The organism is Phormidesmis sp. 146-20, from assembly GCF_052939475.1.
The window spans coordinates 1-23389 of sequence record NZ_JBJPHT010000035.1; the positions used below are offsets into that span (position 1 = coordinate 1).

At 49.4% G+C, this 23389-nt stretch carries 25 protein-coding genes; 13 read left to right on the forward strand and 12 right to left on the reverse strand.

Going from position 1 to position 23389, the window contains the following annotated elements:
• Positions 1–53: 53 nt before the first annotated feature.
• The 3 genes from folD to ACKFKH_RS22560 all read left to right on the forward strand — a co-directional run bounded on the left by folD (position 54) and on the right by ACKFKH_RS22560 (position 2478).
• Complete coding sequence (folD, locus tag ACKFKH_RS22550; protein WP_446860604.1) at positions 54–908, forward strand: bifunctional methylenetetrahydrofolate dehydrogenase/methenyltetrahydrofolate cyclohydrolase FolD; 855 nt, start codon at positions 54–56, stop codon at positions 906–908.
• 53 nt (positions 909–961) lie between these two features.
• Entirely contained in the window at positions 962–1936 is a 975-nt protein-coding gene (crtE, locus tag ACKFKH_RS22555) for a geranylgeranyl diphosphate synthase CrtE (RefSeq protein ID WP_446860605.1), read from the forward strand.
• Between the two features lie 77 nt (positions 1937–2013).
• A complete protein-coding gene (locus ACKFKH_RS22560) occupies positions 2014–2478 on the forward strand; it encodes a divergent PAP2 family protein (RefSeq protein ID WP_446860606.1) in 465 nt (154 codons plus the stop codon).
• A 16-nt stretch (positions 2479–2494) separates the two neighbouring features.
• On the opposite strand, the gene ACKFKH_RS22565 is transcribed toward ACKFKH_RS22560, so the two are convergent.
• From ACKFKH_RS22565 to ACKFKH_RS22585, 5 genes are all read right to left on the reverse strand, one after another.
• Complete coding sequence (locus ACKFKH_RS22565; RefSeq protein ID WP_446860607.1) at positions 2495–3163, reverse strand: hypothetical protein; 669 nt, start codon at positions 3161–3163, stop codon at positions 2495–2497.
• Positions 3164–3287: 124 nt separating this feature from the next.
• Positions 3288–3614: an MgPME-cyclase complex family protein gene (locus tag ACKFKH_RS22570; RefSeq protein WP_446860608.1), complete on the reverse strand. Its 327-nt coding sequence runs from the start codon at positions 3612–3614 to the stop codon at positions 3288–3290.
• A gap of 299 nt (positions 3615–3913) precedes the next feature.
• Positions 3914–4636 (reverse strand): pyridoxine 5'-phosphate synthase, encoded by a 723-nt coding sequence (locus ACKFKH_RS22575; protein ID WP_446860609.1) that lies wholly within the window; start codon positions 4634–4636, stop codon positions 3914–3916.
• A gap of 185 nt (positions 4637–4821) precedes the next feature.
• Positions 4822–5499: a LabA-like NYN domain-containing protein gene (locus ACKFKH_RS22580; RefSeq protein ID WP_446860610.1), complete on the reverse strand. Its 678-nt coding sequence runs from the start codon at positions 5497–5499 to the stop codon at positions 4822–4824.
• 223 nt (positions 5500–5722) lie between these two features.
• Positions 5723–7726, reverse strand: coding sequence for an amylo-alpha-1,6-glucosidase (locus ACKFKH_RS22585; RefSeq protein ID WP_446860611.1), 2004 nt, complete (start codon positions 7724–7726; stop codon positions 5723–5725).
• A 387-nt stretch (positions 7727–8113) separates the two neighbouring features.
• On the opposite strand from ACKFKH_RS22585, the gene ACKFKH_RS22590 reads away from it, so the two are divergent.
• A complete protein-coding gene (locus ACKFKH_RS22590; RefSeq protein WP_446860612.1) occupies positions 8114–8533 on the forward strand; it encodes a hypothetical protein in 420 nt (139 codons plus the stop codon).
• 89 nt (positions 8534–8622) lie between these two features.
• Here the strand turns inward: ACKFKH_RS22590 and ACKFKH_RS22595 are convergent, their stop codons facing one another.
• Positions 8623–9909 carry a Glu/Leu/Phe/Val family dehydrogenase gene (locus ACKFKH_RS22595; protein ID WP_446860613.1) on the reverse strand — a complete coding sequence of 429 codons (1287 nt, stop codon included), beginning with the start codon at positions 9907–9909 and terminating at the stop codon, positions 8623–8625.
• A 139-nt stretch (positions 9910–10048) separates the two neighbouring features.
• On the opposite strand from ACKFKH_RS22595, the gene ACKFKH_RS22600 reads away from it, so the two are divergent.
• Complete coding sequence (locus ACKFKH_RS22600) at positions 10049–10648, forward strand: DUF4126 domain-containing protein (RefSeq protein WP_446860614.1); 600 nt, start codon at positions 10049–10051, stop codon at positions 10646–10648.
• Between the two features lie 67 nt (positions 10649–10715).
• Here the strand turns inward: ACKFKH_RS22600 and argJ are convergent, their stop codons facing one another.
• Together argJ and ACKFKH_RS22610 are read right to left on the reverse strand one after the other, a co-directional pair.
• A complete protein-coding gene (argJ, locus tag ACKFKH_RS22605; RefSeq protein WP_446860615.1) occupies positions 10716–11957 on the reverse strand; it encodes a bifunctional ornithine acetyltransferase/N-acetylglutamate synthase in 1242 nt (413 codons plus the stop codon).
• 422 nt (positions 11958–12379) lie between these two features.
• Positions 12380–13171 (reverse strand): alpha/beta hydrolase, encoded by a 792-nt coding sequence (locus ACKFKH_RS22610; RefSeq protein WP_446860616.1) that lies wholly within the window; start codon positions 13169–13171, stop codon positions 12380–12382.
• 181 nt (positions 13172–13352) lie between these two features.
• Here ACKFKH_RS22610 and ACKFKH_RS22615 point away from each other — a divergent pair, with 181 nt between their 5' ends.
• Positions 13353–14357, forward strand: a complete 1005-nt coding sequence (locus tag ACKFKH_RS22615) for a CHAD domain-containing protein (RefSeq protein WP_446860617.1) — start codon at positions 13353–13355, stop codon at positions 14355–14357.
• A gap of 8 nt (positions 14358–14365) precedes the next feature.
• Here ACKFKH_RS22615 and map read toward each other — a convergent pair whose 3' ends face one another.
• Positions 14366–15127: a type I methionyl aminopeptidase gene (map, locus tag ACKFKH_RS22620; protein WP_446860618.1), complete on the reverse strand. Its 762-nt coding sequence runs from the start codon at positions 15125–15127 to the stop codon at positions 14366–14368.
• Between map and ACKFKH_RS22625 the strand changes: the two genes are divergently transcribed.
• A complete protein-coding gene (locus ACKFKH_RS22625) occupies positions 15111–15296 on the forward strand; it encodes a hypothetical protein (protein WP_446860619.1) in 186 nt (61 codons plus the stop codon). The two genes, map and ACKFKH_RS22625, sit on opposite strands and share 17 nt — an antisense overlap.
• A 92-nt stretch (positions 15297–15388) precedes the next feature.
• Here ACKFKH_RS22625 and ACKFKH_RS22630 read toward each other — a convergent pair whose 3' ends face one another.
• Together ACKFKH_RS22630 and nrdJ are read right to left on the reverse strand one after the other, a co-directional pair.
• The gene (locus tag ACKFKH_RS22630; protein WP_446860620.1) at positions 15389–16192 is read right to left on the reverse strand and encodes a DUF2513 domain-containing protein; all 804 of its coding nucleotides are present in this window, start codon (positions 16190–16192) and stop codon (positions 15389–15391) included.
• A 92-nt stretch (positions 16193–16284) separates the two neighbouring features.
• Positions 16285–18621: a ribonucleoside-triphosphate reductase, adenosylcobalamin-dependent gene (gene nrdJ / locus ACKFKH_RS22635; protein WP_446860621.1), complete on the reverse strand. Its 2337-nt coding sequence runs from the start codon at positions 18619–18621 to the stop codon at positions 16285–16287.
• A gap of 226 nt (positions 18622–18847) precedes the next feature.
• Between nrdJ and ACKFKH_RS22640 the strand changes: the two genes are divergently transcribed.
• The 3 genes from ACKFKH_RS22640 to ACKFKH_RS22650 all read left to right on the forward strand — a co-directional run bounded on the left by ACKFKH_RS22640 (position 18848) and on the right by ACKFKH_RS22650 (position 20722).
• Positions 18848–19396, forward strand: a complete 549-nt coding sequence (locus tag ACKFKH_RS22640; protein ID WP_446860622.1) for a hypothetical protein — start codon at positions 18848–18850, stop codon at positions 19394–19396.
• 356 nt (positions 19397–19752) lie between these two features.
• A complete protein-coding gene (locus tag ACKFKH_RS22645; protein WP_446860623.1) occupies positions 19753–19980 on the forward strand; it encodes a hypothetical protein in 228 nt (75 codons plus the stop codon).
• A 1-nt stretch (position 19981) separates the two neighbouring features.
• Entirely contained in the window at positions 19982–20722 is a 741-nt protein-coding gene (locus ACKFKH_RS22650) for a type 1 glutamine amidotransferase (protein ID WP_446860624.1), read from the forward strand.
• Positions 20723–20732: 10 nt separating this feature from the next.
• Here ACKFKH_RS22650 and ACKFKH_RS22655 read toward each other — a convergent pair whose 3' ends face one another.
• Positions 20733–21221 carry a hypothetical protein gene (locus ACKFKH_RS22655; protein ID WP_446860625.1) on the reverse strand — a complete coding sequence of 163 codons (489 nt, stop codon included), beginning with the start codon at positions 21219–21221 and terminating at the stop codon, positions 20733–20735.
• A 198-nt stretch (positions 21222–21419) separates the two neighbouring features.
• On the opposite strand from ACKFKH_RS22655, the gene hisC reads away from it, so the two are divergent.
• From hisC to ACKFKH_RS22670, 3 genes are all read left to right on the forward strand, one after another.
• Complete coding sequence (gene hisC, locus ACKFKH_RS22660) at positions 21420–22478, forward strand: histidinol-phosphate transaminase (protein ID WP_446860626.1); 1059 nt, start codon at positions 21420–21422, stop codon at positions 22476–22478.
• A 136-nt stretch (positions 22479–22614) separates the two neighbouring features.
• Positions 22615–23001, forward strand: a complete 387-nt coding sequence (locus ACKFKH_RS22665; RefSeq protein WP_446860627.1) for a hypothetical protein — start codon at positions 22615–22617, stop codon at positions 22999–23001.
• Between the two features lie 94 nt (positions 23002–23095).
• Entirely contained in the window at positions 23096–23305 is a 210-nt protein-coding gene (locus tag ACKFKH_RS22670) for a hypothetical protein (protein ID WP_446860628.1), read from the forward strand.
• The last annotated feature ends 84 nt before the right edge of the window (positions 23306–23389 follow it).

Consider the following 23389-nt stretch of genomic DNA (forward strand, 5'->3'; position numbering starts at 1 on the left):
CCTCATCCCTCATCCCTCATCCCTCATCCCTCATCCCTCATCCCTCATCCCTCATGATTCTCCTCGACGGTAAAGCCCTCGCCCAAAAAATGCAGACCGAGTTAGCCCAACAGGTGCAAACCCTGCAAGCTCAAAATCGTCCTCCCGGTTTGGCTGTACTGATGGTCGGAGACAATCCCGCCAGCGCCGCCTACGTGCGAAACAAAGAACGCGCCTGTGCAGCCGTGGGGATCGCCTCGTTTGGCAAACACTTTCCGATCGAGACGACTCAAGCAGAATTAGCGCAAACGATCGGAGAATTAAACCAGGACGATCGCGTCGATGGCATTCTGGTACAACTGCCGCTACCCGATCACCTCGATAGTGTCGCTCTGCTCAATCAAATCAATCCCGACAAAGACGCAGACGGGTTGCATCCCTTTAATCTAGGGCGACTGCTGCGCGGCGAGCCGGGGCTGAGAAGCTGTACACCCGCCGGCGTGATGAAGCTGCTCGAAGAATATCAAATTGATTGTAAAGGCAAACAAGCGGTCGTCATTGGGCGTAGTATTTTGGTGGGGAAACCCATTGCACTCATGTTGTTGGAGGCGGATGCGACGGTGACGATCGCCCATTCTCGCTCTCATGACCTGACGGCGATCGCCCAAAGTGCTGACATTTTGATCGCAGCAGTCGGTCGTCAAAACCTGGTCACAGCCGAAATGGTCAAACCGGGAGCCGTGGTGGTCGATGTGGGGATCAATCGCGTAACTGACGCGACGGGCAAAAGTCGTCTGGTTGGAGATGTCGATTTTGATGCGGTGCAGCAGGTCGCAGGATACTTAACGCCTGTTCCGGGTGGGGTGGGTGCGATGACTGTTACCATGCTGTTGCACAATACAGTGTGGAGCTATTCGCAAAAGCTTTGAGGGTTGAGAACTAAAAACTGATTTTCACCTTTCTCATTTTTATAAAATCTCTAATGCAAAATTTGCCCAATGGGAAGCAAGGCTCAGTAGGAGGGACTCTAATGGTGGTGACGGACGGAACACAGTTTTCTAAACAAGCGCCTCAGTTTGATCTGCGGGCTTATCTCGCGGCAAGACAAAAAAAGGTAGAAGCAGCCCTCGATCGCTCGCTTCCGATCGTCTACCCTGAGCAGATCTACGAAGCGATGCGCTACTCTCTGCTGGCCGGTGGAAAGCGGCTACGGCCGATCCTCTGTCTAGCAACGTGCGAATTGGCAGGGGGAACGATCGATATGGCGATGCCAACCGCCTGCGCGTTAGAAATGATTCACACGATGTCGCTGATTCATGACGATTTGCCTGCGATGGATGATGACGACTATCGGCGGGGCAAACTCACCAACCACAAAGTTTTTGGCGAAGCGGTGGCGATTTTGGCGGGCGATGGGCTGCTGGCTTACGCTTTTGAGCATATTGCGGAAGAAACTCAGAACGTGCCTGCCGATCGTCTCGTCAAAGTCATTGCTCGATTGGGGCGGGCCGTCGGGGCTGCGGGACTGGTCGGCGGACAGGCTGTTGACCTCCATTGTGAAGGCGTTTGTGATGTCAAGATTGAGACGCTCAATTTCATCCACGCCCACAAAACGGCCGCTTTACTCGAAGCTTCGGTGGTCAGTGGCGCTATTTTAGCCGGGGCCTCCGAAACAGATGTTCAGAAATTGACTCGATATTCTCAAGCGATCGGACTAGCCTTTCAAATCGTCGATGATGTCTTAGATATCACGTCCACTCAAGAAGAATTGGGCAAATCAGTCGGCAAAGATCTGCGCGCTCAAAAAGCTACCTATCCCAGCTTTTGGGGCATCGACGAATCCAAAAAACAAGCCCAACAACTCGTCGAGCAAGCCAAGTCAGACGTATCAGGATTTGGCGATCGCGCCCTACCTCTGATGGCGATCGCGGACTTTATCACCGCCCGAACCCACTAAGAACTACCGATAAAAAGTGCCGATTCAAACCAACTGAACAACCCACCAAACCCTTTCATCCCTCATCCCTCCCCCCTATGCAGGACTTTGGCACCATTTTAGACAACCGAGTGCTGCTGATCGCTCTCGTCGCGTGTTTGATTGCTCAGGCTACAAAGCTATTGGTTGAGTTAGTCGTCAATCAGAAGGTTAACTTGAAGGTTTTGGTCGAAAGTGGTGGAATGCCCAGTTCTCATGCGGCGTTGGTAGCAGCGCTGGCGGCAGGAGTCGGGCAGACATCGGGATGGGCCAGCAGTGAGTTTGCGATCGCCACCGTGTTTGCCATTATCGTCATGTATGATGCGGCGGGTGTGAGACGGGCAGCCGGAAAGCAGGCACAAATTCTCAACCAGATGATCGACGAATTCTTTCAGGGCGAACATCAATTTACTGAAGAACGTCTCAAAGAACTGCTCGGACACACGCCCGTTCAGGTGATTGTCGGCTCGATTTTGGGAATTGCGATTTCTTGTGTCGCCGAGTTTGCCTTTAATCTAAAGTAAATAATTTGAAGTAAAGCTATCTGCCGCCGATCGCAGGCACACTCACCGCAGATCTCAAAAGGGTGACGCGACGGCTATCGACAACCATCGCCCAAAAGCCGCGATCGCTGAGTTTCTGTAAAGTTGAGTTAGCGATCGCCTGATCCGTCGTTTGAATGGCTAACAGATAGGGACGCTGACCATAGGAGACCAGACCCACTTCTTTGCTCAATGCCTGCTGGACTTGTCCCGCCAATTCTGGACGATCAAAGTAGCTGACCAAGACGGCATATCCAGTCCCAAGCGGTTGAGGGTTGTAGGTCGATGGATCAGAGGCTTTGGCCGACAGAGGTGCAGGTTCGGGGGGGCGAGTCGCTGTCGGAGTCTGAGTTGAGCGGGCGACAAAGGCTTGGAGTCCAACGGTTTGGGTGAGGTATTGGGCCCACGAGTTAGCCGTCTCAACCGAACTAAAGCCACTCACACGAGTCACCACATTTTCCAGGTAGTTACAGACCGTCGCATCTGCATTGTTGGGCAACACACTCCGGACTTTGGACTGGGTTTCTGAAGTTTTGTTGAGAACCAATAACAGATACTCGCCGGACTTGGGGGGCTGACACTGAGGATAGGAGGTCTGCGCCATCGTGCTTGTGGCCGTCATCGCCAACCCTGCAACTGTAAGAAATACCTGTAACGATCGAGTCATAGTGAGTTTTGACTTTTGGATTCTAGATTTTAGACGGTCTCAGGCGATTTGTTTCAAATTTAGTCGGACGGGTTTGAGTGATTTTACCGATGAGCTTCAATCTAATCTCTGAAATCCGAAGCGCCTATGAGACAGAAGACAGTGACGCAAGCGGTTGAGGAATGGTTTCTGAAGCCTCAAACTGCCCGGTGATCACGTATTCTAATCGCAGTTTTAGCCAGGTGATGAATTGAGGATTGGTAGACACGATCGCCGCTGCGGGTTGCGGACAGCCAGCTTTGACGGATGCCAATTCGGGCGCTTCCAAAAAGGCAGGCTGACGAATTAGCCAAAAATCAATTTCCTTTTCGTTTTCTCGATAATTGCGAGTTCGTTCCTTGATCACTTCTGCGATCGGTTCTTCATCGATGAGAAATTTCTCGCTGGCCAAAACGTAATAGTAAGTCGTCATTTGCTTAAATTTGTAGTTTGGATGGCAAAAGGATGATTTGGGCGGTTTGAGTGTGAGGTTCGACGAATCTCTAAGGATCGTGAATTGAATAAGGTCGATGATTGCCTGGTTGCTTCGCCCCCTAAATCCCGCATTCTGGGAGACTTTGAGAAAGCAGACATTCTAGAATTTGAGGCAGTTTCGCGGTTCAAAGTCCCCCAAATTTGGGGGATTTAGGGGGCAGAAGCCGAATTAAACGACGCGAAATCGCGAGAATTACAGGTTGTTTAATTCACGATCCTAAGCCAAGATCTTCACGTTCAAAGTTCTCCTCGAATCGCTTGTTTCATCTCGCGCACGGCTCGTTCTAACCCGACCAGGGCGGCCCGGCTGATGATCGTGTGTCCAATATTCAATTCTTCCATGCCTGGGAGACCTGCGATCGCAAAAACATTCCAATAAGTCAAACCGTGTCCCGCATTCACGCGCAGGCCGGCGGCGATCGCTTGTTCACAGCCTTTGGCTAAGAGTTCTAATTCTTTTTGGCGATCGGACTCGCTGTGAGCTTCGGCATACTGTCCGGTGTGGAGTTCGATAAATTTTGCGCCTGTGGCGGCGGAGGCTGCAATCTGGTGAGAATCTGCATCAATGAATAAACTGACCGGAATGTGAGCGTCTTGGAGTTGGGCGACGACTTGCTGCATACGATCGCGCTGCCCTGCAATGTCTAATCCGCCTTCGGTCGTGACTTCTTGACGCTTTTCGGGGACGAGGGTGACGTAATCGGGTTTGATATCGAGGGCGATCGCCACCATTTCATCAGTCGCTGCCATTTCTAGATTGAGATGAGTTCTCACCGTCTGACGCAACAGCCGTACATCCCGGTCTTGAATGTGGCGACGGTCTTCGCGCAGATGAACGGTGATGCCATCAGCTCCGGCTAGTTCTGCGAGGACGGCGGCCGCAATGGGGTCAGGCTCTACAGTGCGTCGTGCTTGACGAATAGTGGCGATGTGGTCAATGTTAACGCCGAGAGTAGGCAATTTCTTTTTCTCCAAAAGGCTCGATCTTGATTTTAGTGCATCTACGATCGCAGCTAAAACGATCAATTCAAGTCACTCTTAAAGTCCCCTAAAATTGGCAGCTTGGGGGGCAGAAGCCGTCAACACCGAAGCCGCATCCATCAAATTCACACTAATAAACAAGAATAAACAAGAGCAAATCGAACTCAATCACGACGAATATTTAGCCAGGTGGGTGACTGAGATTCGCGACCCCTGGAGGGTAACTCGGAGAGATCGCTTTCCTCTCGCTGAACTTGGTCTTTGATGGTTGCCAGATCGGTGTAGAGGTCAGACACATTGATCAAGCTGTCACTGGTCATTGAGTAAAGGCTCACCACCTCGACCCGCACGCCCCGATAACTAACCGAATTGACTGCATAAGCGAGATCTCCATCTCCACTAAGCAAAACGATCGTGTCACAACAACCTGACAACCTCAACATATCGACCGCCATTTCAACATCCAAATTAGCCTTACGAGTGCCATCTGGAAACTGAATTAACTCTTTAGCAACGACGCGATATCCGTTGCGGCTCATCCAAAGTAAAAATCCCTGTTGTTTTTCGTTACTGCGATCGACTCCGGTGTAAAAGTAAGCCCGTACCAGTCGCCGCCCCCCGACTAAAAATTGCAGAAGCTTTGCATAATCGATGCCAACACTCAAGACCGATGCTGCATAAAACAGATTAGAGCCATCGACCAACACCACCACGCGGTCGTGCTCCTGAGAGGCATTCGTCACCCTGCTAGAAGCCGCTACTTCTGGCTCAAACGGCTCATTCCAATGATCTAAGTTAGGCAAGTGACGCTCTCTCTGAGGTCTGGGAATGAGTCCCGACATAACAGCCTCCGGGTGAATGAGTTTGCGGATTGCTCCTGGTTTTGGGGCGATCAAGCTCAAGTAAAACGATGGGAAAGGCTCTCTACCGCGCAGTGATTCAAAAGCAGAAGAATTTAAGATTTCTTTTAGTTTTTAACATGATTTCCTGACAATTGACTTGAGTTGATCAACCCAGCAATCACTCTTGATTTATCGCAACATTTTTGGATGAAATGAAACTTGGTTAGAAGTCTGTGCATTCGTCTAAGCAGCGTAAAAGTTCGGCAATGGTGCCGACATGGGCGATCGCTCCTCTCGGTAGATGCGGTGCATCGCCATCAAACAATTCTGAAATCGCGCCCAAACAAACCTGCTGCTCTAGATGAGTCTGCAACGGCTGCCAATCAAATAGCAGGGGACAATCCGCATAAAAATGATTCCATGCCCGCAAAAAAGGACTGAGTAACCAACTCCAAACTGTGCCCTGATGGTAAGCCAATTCTCGCGTCCAGACCGCGCCTTCATAGCGTCCTTGATAATTGGGATCAGTAGGGTCAAGCGTTCGTAAGCCATAGGGAGTCAGGAGTCGATCGCGGGCCACCTGCAAAATCTGTCTTGCCTGGTCTGAAGAAAACGCACAGTGATGAAGCGACAGAGCCAAAACTGCATTGGGTCGAAGGGTCGGGTCGCTGCGATCGTCTGGGGTGATCACGTCAAATAGATAGCTGCGATCGGCATTCCAAAATCGCTGAAGAGACTGCTTTACCTGACTGGCTTGATCGGCATAGCGACGGGCTTGGTTGACGAGGGCAGCATTGGTGGTATCCGATCGACTCAAAGCCGTAGCCCACTGAGTGGCCCAACACAACGCAGAATACCAGAGCGCATTCACTTCGATCGGTTTGCCTCGACGGGGAGTGACGGGTCGATCGTGGACGCGGGCATCCATCCAGGTGAGGGCGATCGTGGCATCATCCCAAATCACCAGTCCATCGGAGGCATCAATGCGAATGTTGTAAAGCGTCCCGGCTGTAAAAGATTTGTAGATTTGTTTGACTACGCCGTACTGTTGAGTGAGAAAGTCCCAATCTTGGCTGGCTTCTAGATAGAGTCCGAGCATTTCGATCCACCAGAGTGAGGTGTCGATGCTGTTGTAGATGGGCTTTCCGTCAGGTTCGGCAAAGCCATTGGGAATCAGCCCTTGATAGCAGTATTGTCCGAGTGTTTTTAATAGCGATCGCGCCAGTGAATAGCGTTGTGTCGTCAGGGCTAATCCAGGAAGTGAGATTAAGGTAAAGCGTCCGATATCTCTAAACCAGGGGTAACCCGCAATCAGCGTTGGCGTTCCGGTTGTGCTTCTAAAGGCGACAAAGCGATCGCTCGTTTCTAATAGTTTTTTCTGAAAGTTTGATGAGGCTGTGTTGGTCAAGGGTGCAATCCGATCGGTTTGTTGTTGGAGTTCGCGATCAAACGTTTCGCTGGTGAGCTTTAGTGATTCGGCTGTCAATCCTACGCTTGCTTCTAATGTGATCATTTCTCCAGCGTGCAGTCTGGTTGAAATGTATCCTGGACTATAGAGATCTTCGCAATCATTTAAACCGCGTTGAGTTTCTTCGGGATAGTGAAAATTCCAGTACCAAACGCTGTCAGGCTGATAGTGTCCTTGACTCCAGCAAAGCTGCCACGGGGTTCCGACTTGACCCGGCCGCATCGATTGCAAACTCAGATGGTGTGGCTCGACCAGTTGAGAAAAGCTCAGATCAGGGGATTGGTGTTGCTGTTGATGAATGGGGCGATCGCCGATCAAAGGACGCAATCTCAAAACCGCTGCTTTTTGCCCCTGATAGCGATATTGCATCAACACACGATGACTAAACTCAGGTAAACCAGACGCTTCTTGATCCTGCTTTTCTAACCCGTAGGGCATGAGAATCTGACGAGTCAATGCCCAGTCATCTTGTTGCCAAACCCAGGTCGGCACCGGATCAGGCGAGAACGATCGCAGCATTTCCCCTTTTGGAGACACCGTACCGTCATGCCAAAAGTTTGTCCCCAGTGAGAAGACAAATCCAGCGATTTCTAGACTGGCATCAATGTGAGAAAGCAGTAGCGTGCAGCGATCGGGGGGATCAAGCGCCGCCATCAACCACCCATGATAGGTGCGAGTACGCGCATCACAAATGGTGCCACTGGCAAAGCTGCCTAGCCCGTTAGTGAGTAGCCATTCTCGAATGTCGAGGTCGTTCATGGGGATGGGGTTAGGAAGCTTCTACTCAAAACTCATATCGTGTTTTCATCTGAGATAGCGTAATCTTTTTTAGCCTTCACGATGTTTTCATTAGAAACCTCCGAGAACTTTGGTCGTCTTAAGAAATAAAGGAATGTGCGTTAGGCTCTAATGCTGTTTTGTCTGAGTCTGAAGTCCAAAATCTGAAGTCCAAAATCTGAAGTTCAGAGTCCAGAGTCTAAAGTCCGCAGCATCAAAGTATGAGCTGGTATGAAAACCCTGATTGTGTAAAGGCTTGGCGCTCCTTCCCCGTGACACTTCACAAACAGTAACAACTCGGCTCTTAAGGACTTTCGTGGCTTGCGATACTAAATCTATTAAGTCTCGTCTCTGTTGAGGGTGAAATCGATGAAACTATCTCGTTGGGCAACAATTCCGACTGCGCTGGCCGCTGTTTTGGCAATCGGAAATCTTGCAGTGAGTCAAACAGTTGCGATCGCTCCAAACTCGCAAACCATGACCCTGAATGGAACTTCTGGCGGCCCTAAAAAAGATGCAAGCTGTGCAGGGTTTATTAACAATACGCCCAATCACGTTATCCAGGTGACGGCTGATGCCAATCTTCGCTTTAGCCTTCAAGGATCAGGCGAACCGACGCTACTAATTACCGGATCTCAAGGGCAAAACTTCTGTGTGCAAGCCGATAGCCTGTCGGGTGGCAAAATCGAAATTCCAGGACGCTGGACAAAAGGAAAGTATCAAGTCTATGTGGGCGATCGTGCCCAGGGACGCAATCCTTACACCTTGTCGATCGCACCTCAAAATTAAGCGGGACTCTGGACTTTAAACTCTGGACAGAGCAGCATTTGATGTCCAACGTCCCGTGTCTCCAGTCCATGGTCTCCAGTCTGTTGTCTTTAGTGGGCGTTGTAGTAGAGGCGAGTCCCTTTGGCATCGATCGCTTCTCCTAGTCGATTTAAAGCGTGAACGTAGGCGGCCGTTCGCATGGGAATGGAGTGGGTGTGCGCGATCGTCCAGATTTGTTCTGTCTCGTCGATCATTTTGCGCTGAAGGCTCTGGTTGACTTCGCCGATCGTCCAGTACATGCCGCTGCGGTTTTGCACCCATTCAAAGTAGCTGACGGTTACGCCTCCTGCATTGATCAAAATGTCAGGAAAGACATAAATTCCCTTAGCTTCAAGAATGGGATCGGCGGCAGAGGTGATCGGCCCGTTGGCCACTTCAAAAATTAGTTTGGCTTTGACTGCGGGAGCGTTTGTTTCTGTAACCTGCTTTTCTAATGCGGCAGGAATCAGAATATCCACGTCTAACGCCAACAGTTCCTCATTGGTAATCACCTCGTGATCCACAATGTTGCAGACCGTCCCTTCACAATAAACGGCTTTCATTGCACGAGTCGAATCTTTGAACTGGCGCACACTGGGAATATCTAACCCATTTTTGGCATAGATTCCGCCTTGAGAATCGCTGACCGCCACCACCTTGTAGCCCGCTTTGAATAGCAAGTCCGCCAGCGTCCCTCCTGCATTGCCAAACCCTTGAACGGCGACGGTTGTGGTTTGTGGAACGCGATCGAACTTCGGCAAAATTGCTTCAATCGCATAAAACGCCCCCATCGCCGTCGCCGCTTCCCGTCCTAGACTGCCTCCCATTGCGATCGGCTTGCCCGTCACCACGCCGGGACTAAGCTGCCGCTTGATAATGCTGTATTGATCCATCATCCAGCCCATAACCATCGCGTTGGTGTAGACATCGGGAGCCAGAATATCGACATCGGGGCCAATAAAGTCAGCGATCGCGTCAATATACCCCCGGCTCAACCGCTCCAATTCGAGTCGAGACAGCGCTTTGGGGTTGACCGTAATGCCCCCTTTTGCGCCCCCAAACGGCAAACTCAGCGCCGCACACTTAAACGTCATCCAAAACGATAGAGACTGCACCTCATCAAGCGAAACGTTGGGATGATAGCGCACACCTCCCTTACCTGGCCCGCGAGCGTCATCATAACGAACCCGATAACCTTGAAACACCTTCAGCGACCCATCATCCATTCGCACCGGAATCGAAACCGTAAGGCTGGCTTTGGGAAATTTGAGCGACTCGATCGTATCCTCAGAAACCGAAGTGTACTTTAGTGCCCGTTCTAACTGTCGAGCCGCATCCGATAAGAGAGAATCTGCCATAACTGTTATTTTTCCGGCTTATCTAGAAAGCAAATGCAAAGATAGATGAGGTTCCTTCACGATGAAGAAACGATTCCTGAAGTTCGTCGCCCCCAAACGGCTTTAACTGTCTGCCCCTCTTGATAACCCTTCTTAGCCCATGATTGAACTTCTCCTGGCCGTTCTCTCTGCGTCGGCGGCCGCAGGAATGAGAATTGCCCTACCGCTGCTGGTCATTGGTCTCGTCTTTGGAGGAGAGTTGTGGTCGCGGGTGCCCATTTTGTCTCGTCTGTCGCCGCCGATCGTGCTGGGTGTGCTGGTCAGTTGGTCGCTGTTGGAAATCTTCGCATCAAAGAATCGCGTTGGACAGCGATCGCTACAAATCGTTCAACTTTTGCTCAGTCCGATGGTGGGGGCAATGATGGGAATGGCGATCGCCCAAGCAACCGATGTTCCCGGCTGGTTGTCTAATCTATTAGGGGCGGTGGGAGGCTTGCTGGCCCTGGTCTTACAACTGGTGCAGGTCGGCTGGTTTTACCGTTTGAGCGGTTTACCTTTATGGATTATTTTTTTTCAAGATATTTTGTGTGTTGCGCTGGTACTATTTGCCTTTGATGCGCCTCGCCAAGGGGGAATTATTGCCCTACTGTTACTCTGGTTAGCGATTCGCAGTTCCAAAAATTGGCAACGCTGGTATCGTCAGCAAGCGCAACCAGGACAAAAGGGCAATCCTCGGCGGTATTTGCAAGACCCGGATTAGGAGGGATGAGGGAGGAAGTGGTCTTGCTAGTTTGTGGAATGAAGATTCACCGTGGGCGTAGAGGATGTCAAGTCGTGTATTCTGCGTTGATCTTCACATAGTCGTAGCTAAGATCGCAGCCCCAGGCTTTGCCGCTTCCTGATCCGTTGCCGACACTGACTGAGATGAGAACGGTGTCTGCTTGCAGATAAGCTCCGGCGGCGGCTTGTTTGAGATAATCGCTGGCAGAAGGACGATCGAACATTTGAGGTTGTCCGTTTTGCATCATCAAAAAGTCGCCCAGCTTGATCTGAAGTTCGCTTTGCTCAAAGGGGATGCCTGCCCGTCCCGCAGCGGCCGAAATTCTCCCCCAGTTGGGATCGCGACCAAAAATTGCGGACTTGACGAGAGAAGACCCTGCGATCGTTTTGGCAATTTGCCGAGCACCATCATCGTCTGGGGCCCCCGAAACTTGCACCTCGATCAGACAGGTGGCGCCTTCACCATCCCGCGCGATCGCTTTCGCTAAGTAGGTACACACTTCTGTCAACATCGCTTCTAGCTTGTCGGCATCGGCTCCCATTTCGGTAATAGCGGGGGTGCGAGACTGACCATTGGCCAGAGCAATCAGCGTGTCATTGGTGCTGGTGTCTCCATCGACCGTAATTTGATTGAAGCTGCGATCGGCGGCTCGACTCAGCATTTGTTGCCACAGTTGGGACGACACCGCCGCATCACAAGTGACAAAAGACAGCATCGTTGCCATATTGGGGTGAATCATGCCTGACCCTTTAGCAATGCCTCCCATCCGGACGGGACGATCGCCAATCATCGTTTCTAAAGCGATCGTTTTAGGAACTAAATCCGTCGTCATGATGGCTCTAGCGGTCGTCTCCGAACCCGTTTCGCTCAAGCTGGCAATTAGTTGGGGAATGCCCGATCGCATGGCATCCATTTTAATCCGCTGCCCGATCACGCCCGTCGAGGCCAGCAAGACTAAATCTGAGGAAATGTTTAAGGCTTGAGACACGAGTTGGGCAGATTCTAGCGCGTCGATCATGCCTTGAGTCCCGGTGGCGGCGTTGGCCTGTCCGGCGTTGCAGAGAATAGCGCGGGCGATCGACTTTGCCTGAAGGCGTTCTCGACAATAATCGATGACAGGCGCTCTCGTTTGGCTAGTGGTGAATACTCCGGCAGCGATCGCGTCTGCATCAGAGACAATCAGTGCTAAGTCAGGGAGACCGGACGGCTTGAGTCCTGCGGTGATGCCTGTCGATCGATATCCCTTGGGGGCTGTCACCCCACCCGAAACCTGCTGCCAATCTGCCATAATCCTATCTCCCTTCCCTTATCGATCCATGAGAGCGGATTATATCAAGTCAAAGGGGTAGAGGATGATTTCAGAGAGCCGATAGATAAGAAAAAAGGGAGGGTCGCATCTCGCAACTCCCCCTGTCATCAGGGTGCATCTACTGAACACAGTATGTCACCTTTGGGGTGTAGGGTGAAACCCCTCAAGCAATTCTTTGTCAAAATTACATAATTTTCTCGCGAAAATTTCACAGAACAAATAAAAACCAGTGTTTTTTCGGTAGAAATTATGTGCTAGGTGCCATCTAAATTCCTAGATTGAGTGTAAATCTGCTCGTTTTATGGTAGCGCTTTCAAAAGAGGATGTTTCGGTTTGTGGCGATCGAGTTCCGCGACTGCAACCAGTTTTGAACTCATCCCAGGTCAACTAGGTATGTAAGCCTAATTTAGACCTTGAGATTGGAGCCATTCTAAAATGATGTCTGCCGAAATCCTCCAATCTTCTCCCAACATTAGATCGTGAGAAAGGTCGCTTAGCAAGATAGGCTTTGTGTGGTGAATATTAGCAATCTCTGTACACTCCTTGTCTGGAACTAAGGGATCTTTTGTACCCTTAATGACTAATACCTGCTGAGGTTTCACAGGGCGATTAAACTTTAGAGACGTTAGCTCTTTTAACATTAAATATCCGGATTCAGATTGATTTACAATTTTCTGACTGTATCGATTTCTTTCCTCTTCGGTTAGCTTGTTGGGTAGGAAAAAGCTTTGAATGACTTGTGAAGAATGCCACAAAACATCTGGGTTAGAAGTCAACAGCATTTGAATTGTTTTAGCAGGATAAAGGCGAAGAAAGCGAAGTCCTACGGCACGCAATCCTGACGGTGTACTTGTAGACATGATGACTGCGGCAGGCACAGAGTTTTTTTCAATATATTTTTGAACCAGCATCCCACCCAGTGAATGACCTACTAGAATGGTCAGTTTCTCAATTTTTTGTATTGTTCGATCGATATCTTCCAAATATTCACTAAAACTAACTTTTTGAGAGCTTGAGTCACTATTTCCATGTCCTCGCAAGTTGAGCGCGTAGGCAAAATATCCCGACTGAGCAAAATAATCTAGAAAATGTTCTTCCCAACACCATGCGCCATGATAGGCACCGTGAATAAATAGAACACTTTGGCCACTTTTGTTACCTTCAGGCGATCGGGCAATCAGTTCAACCTGCATCGCTAATCTCACATATCCCTATTCTTGTCTTAAATACTAATAAACTCTAACTAATCAGTTCTAACAAATTCTCCGATCAGCCTTTAATTCTCCCCTGTTTTTAAGGAGTTATCCCATTAGCAGGAAGATTAAGAGGTTAGCGTTCTCTTATCCTGCTAGATGATGATAGATACCGACAGCTATGAAGACAACCCTAGAGAAGCCAATGCAAAAGCCTGCTCAAGAGGAAACGCTAGAGAACTTTGCTTACCAGGCGATCGCCAAACATTTCAAAAAGTTTGTCAAACATGAAGCGGACGTTTTGCAGGACAAAGATCCAGAATGTTTGCACCAGATGCGGGTGGGAATTCGGCGGTTGAGAACGGCTATTCAGGTGTTTGGGTTTGCGATCGAGTTGCCCAAAGGAGTCAGCGATCGTCGTCTTTCCAAAATTGCTCAAACCCTTGGAGCAGTTCGCGATCTGGATGTGTTGACCGCCGAACTTGAAACTCAGCAGCAAACCGATTTGCCCAAAGCCGAGCGGGAAGAACTAGCTAGCCTGCTCAAAAAAATGCACAAGCAGCGCAAACAGGACTTTGATCAGCTAAAACAGACTTTAAAGAGCAACCGATATCAAGATCTCAAAGATGGCTTCGATCACTGGCTAGAAAACCCTCAGTGTAGAGCGATCGCCCAATTCCCCATTCTAGAAGTGCTGCCTGATCTCTTGCTGCCTCTGATCAGTGAAACGCTGCTGCATCCTGCCTGGTTGGTTGGTGCCACGTTTGAAAATGGTCAGGCGACGATTCAACCTATCGACCCTGAGACGATCGGGCAATTTCTCAAACAGCACAGCCTGACGCTACACGACCTTCGCAAGCAGATGAAACGAGTGCGCTATCAGACGGAGTTGTTTGTCGATTTTTATGACGATCGCTACGCCGCTCAGGTGGATGAGTTCAAAACGATTCAAGAAGTGTTGGGGCAGATTCAAGACAGCGCTGTGATGCAAGATTATTTGATAACGCGATTACAGGTTTCTCTTGAGGAGAGTTGTCCGACGGTGGCTCGACATCTCGATCGCAATGTTGCTCATGCCTGCGAACAGTGGCAAACTCTGCAAAGTCACTATCTAGATGCAGAGTTTCGATCCAGTCTGCGACAGTTGTGTAACGCCCCCCAGGTAGCAGAATCTACTTTCTCTTAGTTCAGCGTTTAGTTCTGCGTCAAAATTTCATACCCGGTTGCCGTAACGACGAGCGTATGTTCGCATTGGGCTGAGAGTTTACGATCTTTGGTGACGGCCGTCCATTTGTCTTTGAGAACTTCGACTTCCCAGGTGCCTTCGTTGATCATGGGTTCGATCGTAAAGACCATGCCGGGACGCAGCTTTTTACCCGTGCCGCGTTTGCCATAGTGAGGAATCTGAGGCGCGGTGTGAAAAATATTGCTGATGCCGTGACCCACAAAATCTCTCACTACGGAGAACCCTTGAGACTCTGCATATTCCTGAATGGCTGCCCCGATGTCGCCGATTTTTGCGCCAGGTCTGACCTGCTCGATTCCCAGATGACGGCATTTGTCGGTGACTTCGACGAGTCGTTTGGCCAAAGCGGACGGCTCGCCGACGAGGTACATTTTGGAGGTGTCGCCGTGGTAGCCGTCGAGAATCAGGGTTACGTCGATATTGATAATGTCGCCGTCTTTGAGAATTTGTTTAGCGTTGGGGATGCCGTGACAGACAACTTCATTGACGCTGGTGCAGATCGATTTGGGAAAGCCGTGATAGCCGAGGGGTGCGCTTTTGGCTCCGTGTGCCTGTGTCCAGCGTTCGGCTTCGTCATTGAGTTGCAGGGTCGTCACGCCGGGTTTGACGAGGGGTTCGAGGTGGTCGAGTAGCTGTGCGGCTAGGTGTCCGGCACGACGCATTTTGTCAATTTCGCGGCTAGAGAGGAGGGTGATGACTTCTTGTTCCATAGGGTTTATTTTAGCTTTGATAGTCGAGGACGGGTTGACCACCTGCCTGCGCCCGATCGACTTCTCTCAATTATCTAACGCGATGGGAACTCGATCGTGCGCGATCGCTAAAATACTCGCCTCAATCGCAACTGATGAAGTATGTGAGCAGTCGATCGCCTTTGCATGAAAGGATGAGTTGGAGCAATCAGTTTTCAAGCTTTGCTACCTCTTCCACAATTGAGCCCGTTCAGATACTTCTGGCATCAGTTACCCAAACAACTATTTAGATTTCTGAATTTCTACGATTAGTTCCTGCAACAAAACCTCTAGATTTGGCTTGAATGGCTCAACTTGATTCCGCGTCGGCAAATTTTCCTTGTGACGCACTAGGTCATGATTATGTAAATCAGCGACATCTCTTGCTACATTCTCTAACGGGCTAAATAGCTCACGACGGCTTTTAGATACTTGGCTAACTACTTGCGGGAATGTCTTTTGACCAAAGATTGGTGGGATGTGGTTGATGAGTGCCCGTATCAGAAGAGTTGTTGCTATGTAATTTTCTGCGACGAAAGAACTGTTTAACTCCTCACAAAATCGAACAACTTTTGATAGATCAAACTCACAACTTTCCACTGAGCGCAGCTCTTCGATGATATTCGGGTCTACATAGTTTTCTCTTGATGACTTGTTCACTTCTTGAGTTGTAACTTTACTCGAATGTTGCAGCCTACTAATTAATTCTTGAAGTAGACCACCTTTTTCATCAGCACTTATCACGGCTTTTTGCCATCGATCTTCATCCTGTGCCGCCTCAAGAAAGCTGTGACCTAACATTGTTAAACGGTCAATTACAACCCCTGCTAAACTTAACGAATTGCCTCCAAGAATTCTAACAACAGCCAAACCACCATCGCCAAGAAGTTCTATGTGTCTACACACTTCTAGAAAATCGCGTTCACCAATATCCAGTGCGTAATGATCCCCTCCATAAATTCCTTGGGTAAGTACTAGTGGATGTCCACTCTCGCAAGATTCTGCTTCTCTCAAAACACAACGTAGCAAGTTCCAATCACGCTTCATAATTTACTGCTCAGACTCATCTCTCAATATAAACTCCCCGCTGTTAATACAGAAAACGAGGAGTTCAGGTTGAGAGCATTTTTAAGGGATAGTTAAGTGTTACCCTTTTTCTCAGGCATCATGCACTTATCGCTATCGCATCCGGCTGGCCCTTCGGCGACCACTTCACCCGAATCGTAGCGAGTCAGAGCCGTGTAGAAATCGGTCGTCTTCTGGCGTGAAAGCACTTGTTGTTGAAGCTGCTCAAAGGTGGCTCGATCGATTTTCTCAAACGGCAACCGGGGGAAAGGTGCATCAAATCGCGCTAACAATGCAGCACTGATGTAGCCTTCGTTTTGGTCGATCGCTTGATAGATTCGAGATGCCAACGCTTCGATCTCATCTTCGCGAAGTTCAATAGTTGCGCTGGTATTGTGAGCCGTGTAGTAGCGCTGAACTTGCAAATAGAAATCCATCTGAGCGATCGCTGAGAACTTTTCGATCTCAATCTCATCGGCTCCTGGAATGCTGGCCCAAGGCACTTCGACCGGAATTTCAACTAACCACTCAGTACAGCGCGGATCAAACGGATCATTCAGCAAGTTACCCGCTTCGTCTTTGTCAGATTGGGAAGGGACAATGCTGTAACCATAATCTAGACAAGCCATCGCTACCGGATCGTTTTTGCGGAACGTAATCCGACGAATGAACCGTTGGGCTTTGGGCGGGTGCCATCCAGGACTTGCGCCCGTTAGCAGCGATTTGGTTCCGGCAGGTTGGACGGTGGTGCAGCGATTGGGGCGACGCAGGTTGTGACGATCGCAATACTCTCCAACTACTTGATGCACGATTTCTCGCCAGCGAGTTAGATACTCCTGTTCTTTTTGCTTGAACTGTAAGCCCGTGACCGTATCAGGTCTACCCGCCTCCCACCAACGCAGCCACTCCACGCCAAAAGCATTCACAAAGAAATCGAAAAGTCCGGTGAAGGAAACACCGACGATCGGATCAAGCTCACGAGAATACTGATAGCGAGGCTCATTAAACTTGTGGTTCAACAATGCCGCAACCGACAACGCACCCGCTGTAAAGGCTTCTTCTTGTTCGTTGAAGTTAAACGGATCAAGCTGATTGAGGTGAACTTCAGAAAGGTTACAGTGAAAATTTTCTCCCAAAATTTCCCCACATGGGTTAAGTCCGTAGCGTCCCAGCCGATGTTCTAATTCTTGAGTCGGCATTTTTGGATAATATTCTTGTATCCATTGTTGCCCTTGACCTGCGTTGTAAGCCCGTAGAAACTCAGTCTTTAGTTCCAGTGTGGTGAGAATATCTGCGTTAGAGCGAGCGATCGCTTCGGGTGCATACTGAATCGCGCCTTCCCCGGAGTAAAACTGCTTGCGAACGGCATCGATACATTCTTGCTCAGTGGGCTGATGATGATAGACGCGAGTGTGATTGGCCATGCGAAGAACATCGCGATCGGGGTCAATTCGCCAATTGCCCTCAGCATCTTGTTGCCAAAGGTTATCTTTCGCCCCAGCAAACTCTACATCTTCACTACTGCCTTGACGCATCCCCGCTGAGCGCCTAATATTGCCGGCCACGACACAGGCGGCGGCTTCGTCAATGAGAATGCAGCACTCGACAGACGTGAGTTGACGACCGATCGCCTGATCGAGAACCGTAGCACAGCGTTCATATAGTCCCGGTAGTCGGACAGGGTTAGCCACACCGCCAAATCCTTTGAGGCGCTCACCTGCGGGGCGGACATGGCTCAAGTCAACGATGATTTCTACATCACTGGTGAAGCGATCGTCGGTTGAGAGTTCTAATAAGCTCTGGTAAGAAGCCACCCAACCCTGACGACTGTCACCGACTCGAATCGTCACCTGATTGCCTTCGACAAAGAGTTCTGTCTGGTCTTGACGCTGATCGACAGGCTGAGACCCGATTTCACTAACTGATCGAATCTTCAAGCGATTGCGAATGACTGGAAGTTGGCTTGTGTACTTGGGTTCTAAAACGGCACCTGTCCCCGATCCCATCATGGCCAGATCCATCATCAAGCCGAACGATCGCCAGTCGGTCACATTGGTACTGGTGCAATTGTAGGAGCCTGAGAAGTTTTCGGGTTTAGCAATCCAACCCGTGCCGCCCACCCACAGCCAGCGTCCAGACGGTAGACAGCGCATCGACTGCTGCATCTTCTCGATCAAAGTGCGCTCTTCTGCGGTAAAGTGTCCCAGTTCGGCGAGTCCTTGAATGGTGCGATCGCTGACTTCTTGCCAGGATTCACGGCGATCGTCAGCAATTTTGCGGCTGTAGGTACGGTAAAAGACAGGGTTTGCAGCAGGTGCCGATGGGGGAAACTGCCCGTTTAGCTGTCCTGAAGTTTGGACATTTGGATCTGAAAGGTCTCTGGGTCTAATTCGTTCAATGTCTCGAACCATTTGGGACTCCCTGTCTCATATATAGCGTTGAGGTGACAAAAAGATGTCTTACTACTCTATATGTAGTTCTTAAATTCGGCAAGGAATTGATCAGGTTTTGTGATCATTCGCTAGTTCAAGTGAACTAACTCGACTTGTCGATCGAGTATAAACCTATTTTCAAAAAACGCCCGAAAACAGCATCCACTCCAGGAATAGATCGGATATCCTAAACTTTTTGCAGAAAATGAAAAATTCTCAGAACTTTGTCAAAGCTGCGATCGTCCTCAGTGTGATGACGACTGGAACCGCCCACGCTCAATCTGCTAAACCGAACCCAGACGCTCAACTTAGCCCAGCCCATCTGCAAATTCTCAAAGCCACCGGACTCAAGGCTGCGTCCCTCTCTTACGTGCCTTTGGGGTTTCGATTAGACGAAATTCAGGTCAACGCCCAACGCAACGCGAGAATTGGCGGACTGAGGTATCTGATGATTTATCGCAAGTTTGGTCGCGACACTTCACAAGATTTTTGCTTTGCGATCGAAGCCACTAGCGGCGGAATTGGCGACCTGCCATCGGGTGAAAAAAGCTTTCCAGTGAACAATCCGACCTATGGCAAAACCACGCTGGAGTTGGGCAGATTTGGTTCGGCCAATCGGTCTACTCTATTGTCAAACTGGATAGGAAGCGGCCCGTTTTATCGATTTACAGGGGCAGATGTTAACCCAGCACTGAATCGCTGCCGCAATATCAGCCCACAAGAAGCGGTCAAAGTCGTTGAATCTATTCGTTAGATCAGCTTTTGATTTGATTTATAGGTTGATTTAGCGATCGTTTTTTGATGAATTTAGTCGGCTCTTTTTGCATTACAAATAGGGCCATTTGAACGTTACACAAATCAGAGCGTTACACAAATCACTTCTTAGATGCATCAGATGCAATGGATCTTCGATTTCCCCCAACCCTTCCTTAGTCAGGCGGGGAGCCAGAAAATCACACCTTCGATTAGGGGGGAAGCCGTAGGGAGGGGAGTTTGAGAGTCTATAGCTATGAAAGATCAAGCTGATATTAAACCAAAGTCCAAAGTTGGGAGTCCAAAATTTTCTCATCGCAAGTGCGACAATAGACTCGTCCTTTTACAGAAGTTTTTATGTGGCGAGTTATTGTTTACTGTTCTGCGGATAGTTGGCGTACCTATGCTAAAGACTTTAATGCGATCGTCGCCAAATATGGGGCAAAATCGCTCTCCAGCAAGAAGATGAAAGACGACGAGCGGCGCATTATGGAGTTTCAGATCGAGAATGTGGATGAGGCCGAATCATTTCAAGATGAGTGCCTGTTGTTAGAGGGGTTTACTGCACAATTTGAGGCATTGTAGCTTGACAAAACATCGGTCTGACTTAAAGATTCTGCTGCTGCAAATTCGTCATGACAGCCTGACTCGACAGGAAGAGTTTGATGCGTTTGTACATTACAGTCGCTTAGAAGCTCATCAGTTTTCGGTGCTGGATGTTTATAAAACGCCTGAGTTTGAGGTGACGCAGATCAATGGCTTTGATGCGTTATTTGTGGGCGGATCTAGCGACGCTTCGGTGACTCAGCCTGACGTGTATACGTTTGTGCCTGCGATCGAGCGTCTTTTAGTTTGCTGTGTCGATCAGCGCATTCCTGTTTTTGCATCCTGCTTTGGGTTTCAGGCAGTGGTAGAAGCGCTGGGTGGAAAAGTGATTGTAGACAAAGACAAGATGGAAGTGGGAACGTATCCACTTTGGTTAACGCCAGCGGCCACGCATGATTTATTGTTTTGTGATGTACCGGATGGATTTTGGGCAGTATCAGGACACAAAGAACGAGCGATCGCGTTACCTCAAAATGCAGTTTTACTCGCATCCTCCGATCAGTGCCCCTATCACGCTTTCAAGATTCCAGACAGACCGTTTTATGCGTTTCAGTTTCACCCCGAAATGAATGCTCAAGAGTTGGCAATCCGAATTCGTCGCTACCAAAATCGCTATTTTGATCACCCAGAAGTTTTGGAGCAAATGTTGAGCGAGTTGCAAGAAACACCGATCGCCAATCAACTGATTGAGAAGTTTGTCGATCGTATTCTTTTGGGCTGACGATCGCGTTCTAACGATGATTGGCAACGCTGGTAAATCCTGTGGCGCGTAGGATTACTTTTGCGCCTTTGCGGACAATCAGAACGGTTCTAGATCCGGGCGCTGTGGGGAGATCGGGGTTGTCCATCGGCTCTTCTAAAACGTAGGAGTAGTCTCGATTTCGCCAGCCAATTCGACAGATTCCGTCGCGACAGGTGACTCGTCCCCCGGTTAAGTTGAGGCAGCGATTTTGGGTATCACAGCCCCGGTAAGTGAGGTTTCCAGTGCCATTCACGCCTGACCACGAATTTGTGTTACCGATCGTAATCGTCCAGTTATCATTGCTCAATGTGTAAGAACGTTGGTCTACTTTGGGTTGTTTAGACTGTTGTTTGGATTGTGCAACCTCCCATTGAGTTGTGTCAGCGGGAGAATTTTTAACTTGCGCGAAGACGGATGGAGATAGACTTGTAAGAGCGATCGAGGTCAACAACAGCCGAAACCCTAATTTTAGAAACATTTGCTTACCTTTGATGAGCGTTCAATAATATATTCAATAGAGTTAGTATGATTTACTGACTGTCATCCTGCCAAGAAAATATCTATTTGGACTTTAGACTCAAGACTTTAGACAAGACTTTAGACTAGAAGCTTCAAATGCTCCCCTGTCTGGTGTCCCCAGTCCAACGTTTACAGTCAAACTCATCACCCGATCGCAATGGCTGACTATTTTCGTTCTAACATTCAAGCAATGGCTGGCTACAAGCCTGGTGAACAGCCCAAACACGGGAGCGGAATCATCAAGCTCAACAGCAACGAGAATCCTTATCCTCCGTCACCCAAAGCGATCGAGGCTTTAAGCGCGATCGACGGTGAATGGCTCAGACGTTACCCCAATCCCTACGGAAATGAGTTTAGACAAGCGGTAAGTCAGGTGTTAGACATTTCACCCGATGAAATCATTGTAGGTAACGGTAGCGATGATTTGTTGAATATCGTGATTCGCGCTTGTACAGAACCGGGACGCAAAGTGGTCTACCCCACGCCGACCTATGTGTTGTATCAAACGCTGACTACCATTCAAGCCGCCGAAGTGGTCGAGATTCCTTACGGGGAAGGGTTTGAATTGTCGCTAGAAAGCTTGATTGCTGCTCAGGGAGCCGTTACCTTTGTCGCGTCGCCTAACAGTCCGTCGGGGCATGGAGTGGCGATCGCTGATCTGCGAAAACTGGCCGCTCATCTGACGGGCATTTTGGTAATTGATGAAGCCTACGTCGATTTTGCTGAGACGAATGCTCTAGAGTTGGTCAAAGAATTTGAGAATGTTTTATTGATCAGAACCTTGTCCAAAGGCTATTCTCTCGCGGGATTGCGTCTGGGTTTTGGCATCGGACAGCCTCACCTGTTGAGTCAACTATTCAAAGTCAAAGACAGCTACAACATCGACGCGATCGCCTGTACTGTCGGAGCGGCCGCCATTCTCGATCAGGGCTACAAAAATGCTTGTGTCGATCGCATCAAAGCTTCTAGAACTCGACTCGCAGCCGACCTGAGACACCTCAACTTTCGAGTGTGGGATTCTCAAGCCAATTTTCTCCTGGTACAGCCTCTCCAGCCCGCAGAATTTCTCTACCAACACCTCAAAGCTCAAAACATTCTCGTCCGCTACTTTAACCAACCCGGACTAGACAACAAACTCCGCATCACGATCGGCACTCATGAGCAAAATGAAACTTTAGTCAAAGCCCTTAGCCAGACCTTGGACATTGGACGTTAGACTGAAAATCCAGGATCTAGCCTCTAAAATCCAAACTTCTGCATAACCGTAAAGTCGCGCAAAAGTTAAGTGCCCAAAAAGCGGTTCAGGAGGTGCCAAAACAAGGTATCGTGCAAAGTAGTCAACAAAAATTAACATGGTAGAACGTCCCATCAAAAAATCTGAACGTCAGTCCGCTCCTGCTGGCGACAGTTCTCAACCTTCAGAGTCTAAAAGCTCAGAGTCTCACAGTTCAGAATCTCAAAATTCTGCGCCCCAAAATTCTGCACCCAGATCTTCTACGCCGCCGCCCGCCCCCAAACGCGCTGATCGCACCGCCGATCGTTCTTCCGATCGTACCGAAGACCGGGGAGACCGTCGCTCAGACCGCAAAGGCAAACGGGGCGATCGCGAAGAATCAAAACAGCCTGTTAATTTGGCACTGATGCGCGGCCCCAAACCCGTCAAACCCGCTGCCGCCGCTCCCGAACCTGAGCCAGAAGCCGTGGCAGAAGAAACGTCAGAAGAGACCGCAGCAGAGTAGTTTGCCATGATGCAGACTCCTGTAAAACTTACGGAGAAAGGTAGGACGTTTAGCACTTCGTTCTGCCTTTTTTTGATGAAATGGCAACCAACCCATGACTAAGCGAACCTCACCCGGCGATTTGCAGGACTGGGATGATGCCCAAGACCTCAATCACATCGTCCACGACAAACGCGATGGTAAACGCGCTACACCCGCCAAAGGTCGTCGTCGCAACCGTCGCTACGAAAATCGCCTGCTCAAATTTCAAGTGGAGGGTCAAGTAGAGGGTGCAGAAAGTTTGGATGAGACCGACTTAGAGTAAGTCCCCGCTCTAGATTTCGAGCATCTGACCAAATTTTGATTACCCTGGAAGAGGTGATTTAATCCATTAAAATTGGCTGACAGA

Bases quoted from the DNA above. Each gene is read 5' to 3' on its own strand.
- folD (WP_446860604.1), top strand. From the start codon at position 54: ATGATTCTCCTCGACGGTAAAGCCCTCGCCCAAAAAATGCAGACCGAG.
- crtE (WP_446860605.1), top strand. From the start codon at position 962: ATGCAAAATTTGCCCAATGGGAAGCAAGGCTCAGTAGGAGGGACTCTA.
- ACKFKH_RS22560 (WP_446860606.1), top strand. From the start codon at position 2,014: ATGCAGGACTTTGGCACCATTTTAGACAACCGAGTGCTGCTGATCGCT.
- ACKFKH_RS22565 (WP_446860607.1), bottom strand. From the start codon at position 3,163: ATGACTCGATCGTTACAGGTATTTCTTACAGTTGCAGGGTTGGCGATG.
- ACKFKH_RS22570 (WP_446860608.1), bottom strand. From the start codon at position 3,614: ATGACGACTTACTATTACGTTTTGGCCAGCGAGAAATTTCTCATCGAT.
- ACKFKH_RS22580 (WP_446860610.1), bottom strand. From the start codon at position 5,499: ATGTCGGGACTCATTCCCAGACCTCAGAGAGAGCGTCACTTGCCTAAC.
- ACKFKH_RS22585 (WP_446860611.1), bottom strand. From the start codon at position 7,726: ATGAACGACCTCGACATTCGAGAATGGCTACTCACTAACGGGCTAGGC.
- ACKFKH_RS22590 (WP_446860612.1), top strand. From the start codon at position 8,114: ATGAAACTATCTCGTTGGGCAACAATTCCGACTGCGCTGGCCGCTGTT.
- ACKFKH_RS22595 (WP_446860613.1), bottom strand. From the start codon at position 9,909: ATGGCAGATTCTCTCTTATCGGATGCGGCTCGACAGTTAGAACGGGCA.
- ACKFKH_RS22600 (WP_446860614.1), top strand. From the start codon at position 10,049: ATGATTGAACTTCTCCTGGCCGTTCTCTCTGCGTCGGCGGCCGCAGGA.
- argJ (WP_446860615.1), bottom strand. From the start codon at position 11,957: ATGGCAGATTGGCAGCAGGTTTCGGGTGGGGTGACAGCCCCCAAGGGA.
- ACKFKH_RS22610 (WP_446860616.1), bottom strand. From the start codon at position 13,171: ATGCAGGTTGAACTGATTGCCCGATCGCCTGAAGGTAACAAAAGTGGC.
- ACKFKH_RS22615 (WP_446860617.1), top strand. From the start codon at position 13,353: ATGAAGACAACCCTAGAGAAGCCAATGCAAAAGCCTGCTCAAGAGGAA.
- ACKFKH_RS22625 (WP_446860619.1), top strand. From the start codon at position 15,111: ATGACTTCTTGTTCCATAGGGTTTATTTTAGCTTTGATAGTCGAGGAC.
- map (WP_446860618.1), bottom strand. From the start codon at position 15,127: ATGGAACAAGAAGTCATCACCCTCCTCTCTAGCCGCGAAATTGACAAA.
- ACKFKH_RS22630 (WP_446860620.1), bottom strand. From the start codon at position 16,192: ATGAAGCGTGATTGGAACTTGCTACGTTGTGTTTTGAGAGAAGCAGAA.
- nrdJ (WP_446860621.1), bottom strand. From the start codon at position 18,621: ATGGTTCGAGACATTGAACGAATTAGACCCAGAGACCTTTCAGATCCA.
- ACKFKH_RS22640 (WP_446860622.1), top strand. From the start codon at position 18,848: ATGAAAAATTCTCAGAACTTTGTCAAAGCTGCGATCGTCCTCAGTGTG.
- ACKFKH_RS22645 (WP_446860623.1), top strand. From the start codon at position 19,753: ATGTGGCGAGTTATTGTTTACTGTTCTGCGGATAGTTGGCGTACCTAT.
- ACKFKH_RS22655 (WP_446860625.1), bottom strand. From the start codon at position 21,221: ATGTTTCTAAAATTAGGGTTTCGGCTGTTGTTGACCTCGATCGCTCTT.
- hisC (WP_446860626.1), top strand. From the start codon at position 21,420: ATGGCTGACTATTTTCGTTCTAACATTCAAGCAATGGCTGGCTACAAG.
- ACKFKH_RS22665 (WP_446860627.1), top strand. From the start codon at position 22,615: ATGGTAGAACGTCCCATCAAAAAATCTGAACGTCAGTCCGCTCCTGCT.
- ACKFKH_RS22670 (WP_446860628.1), top strand. From the start codon at position 23,096: ATGACTAAGCGAACCTCACCCGGCGATTTGCAGGACTGGGATGATGCC.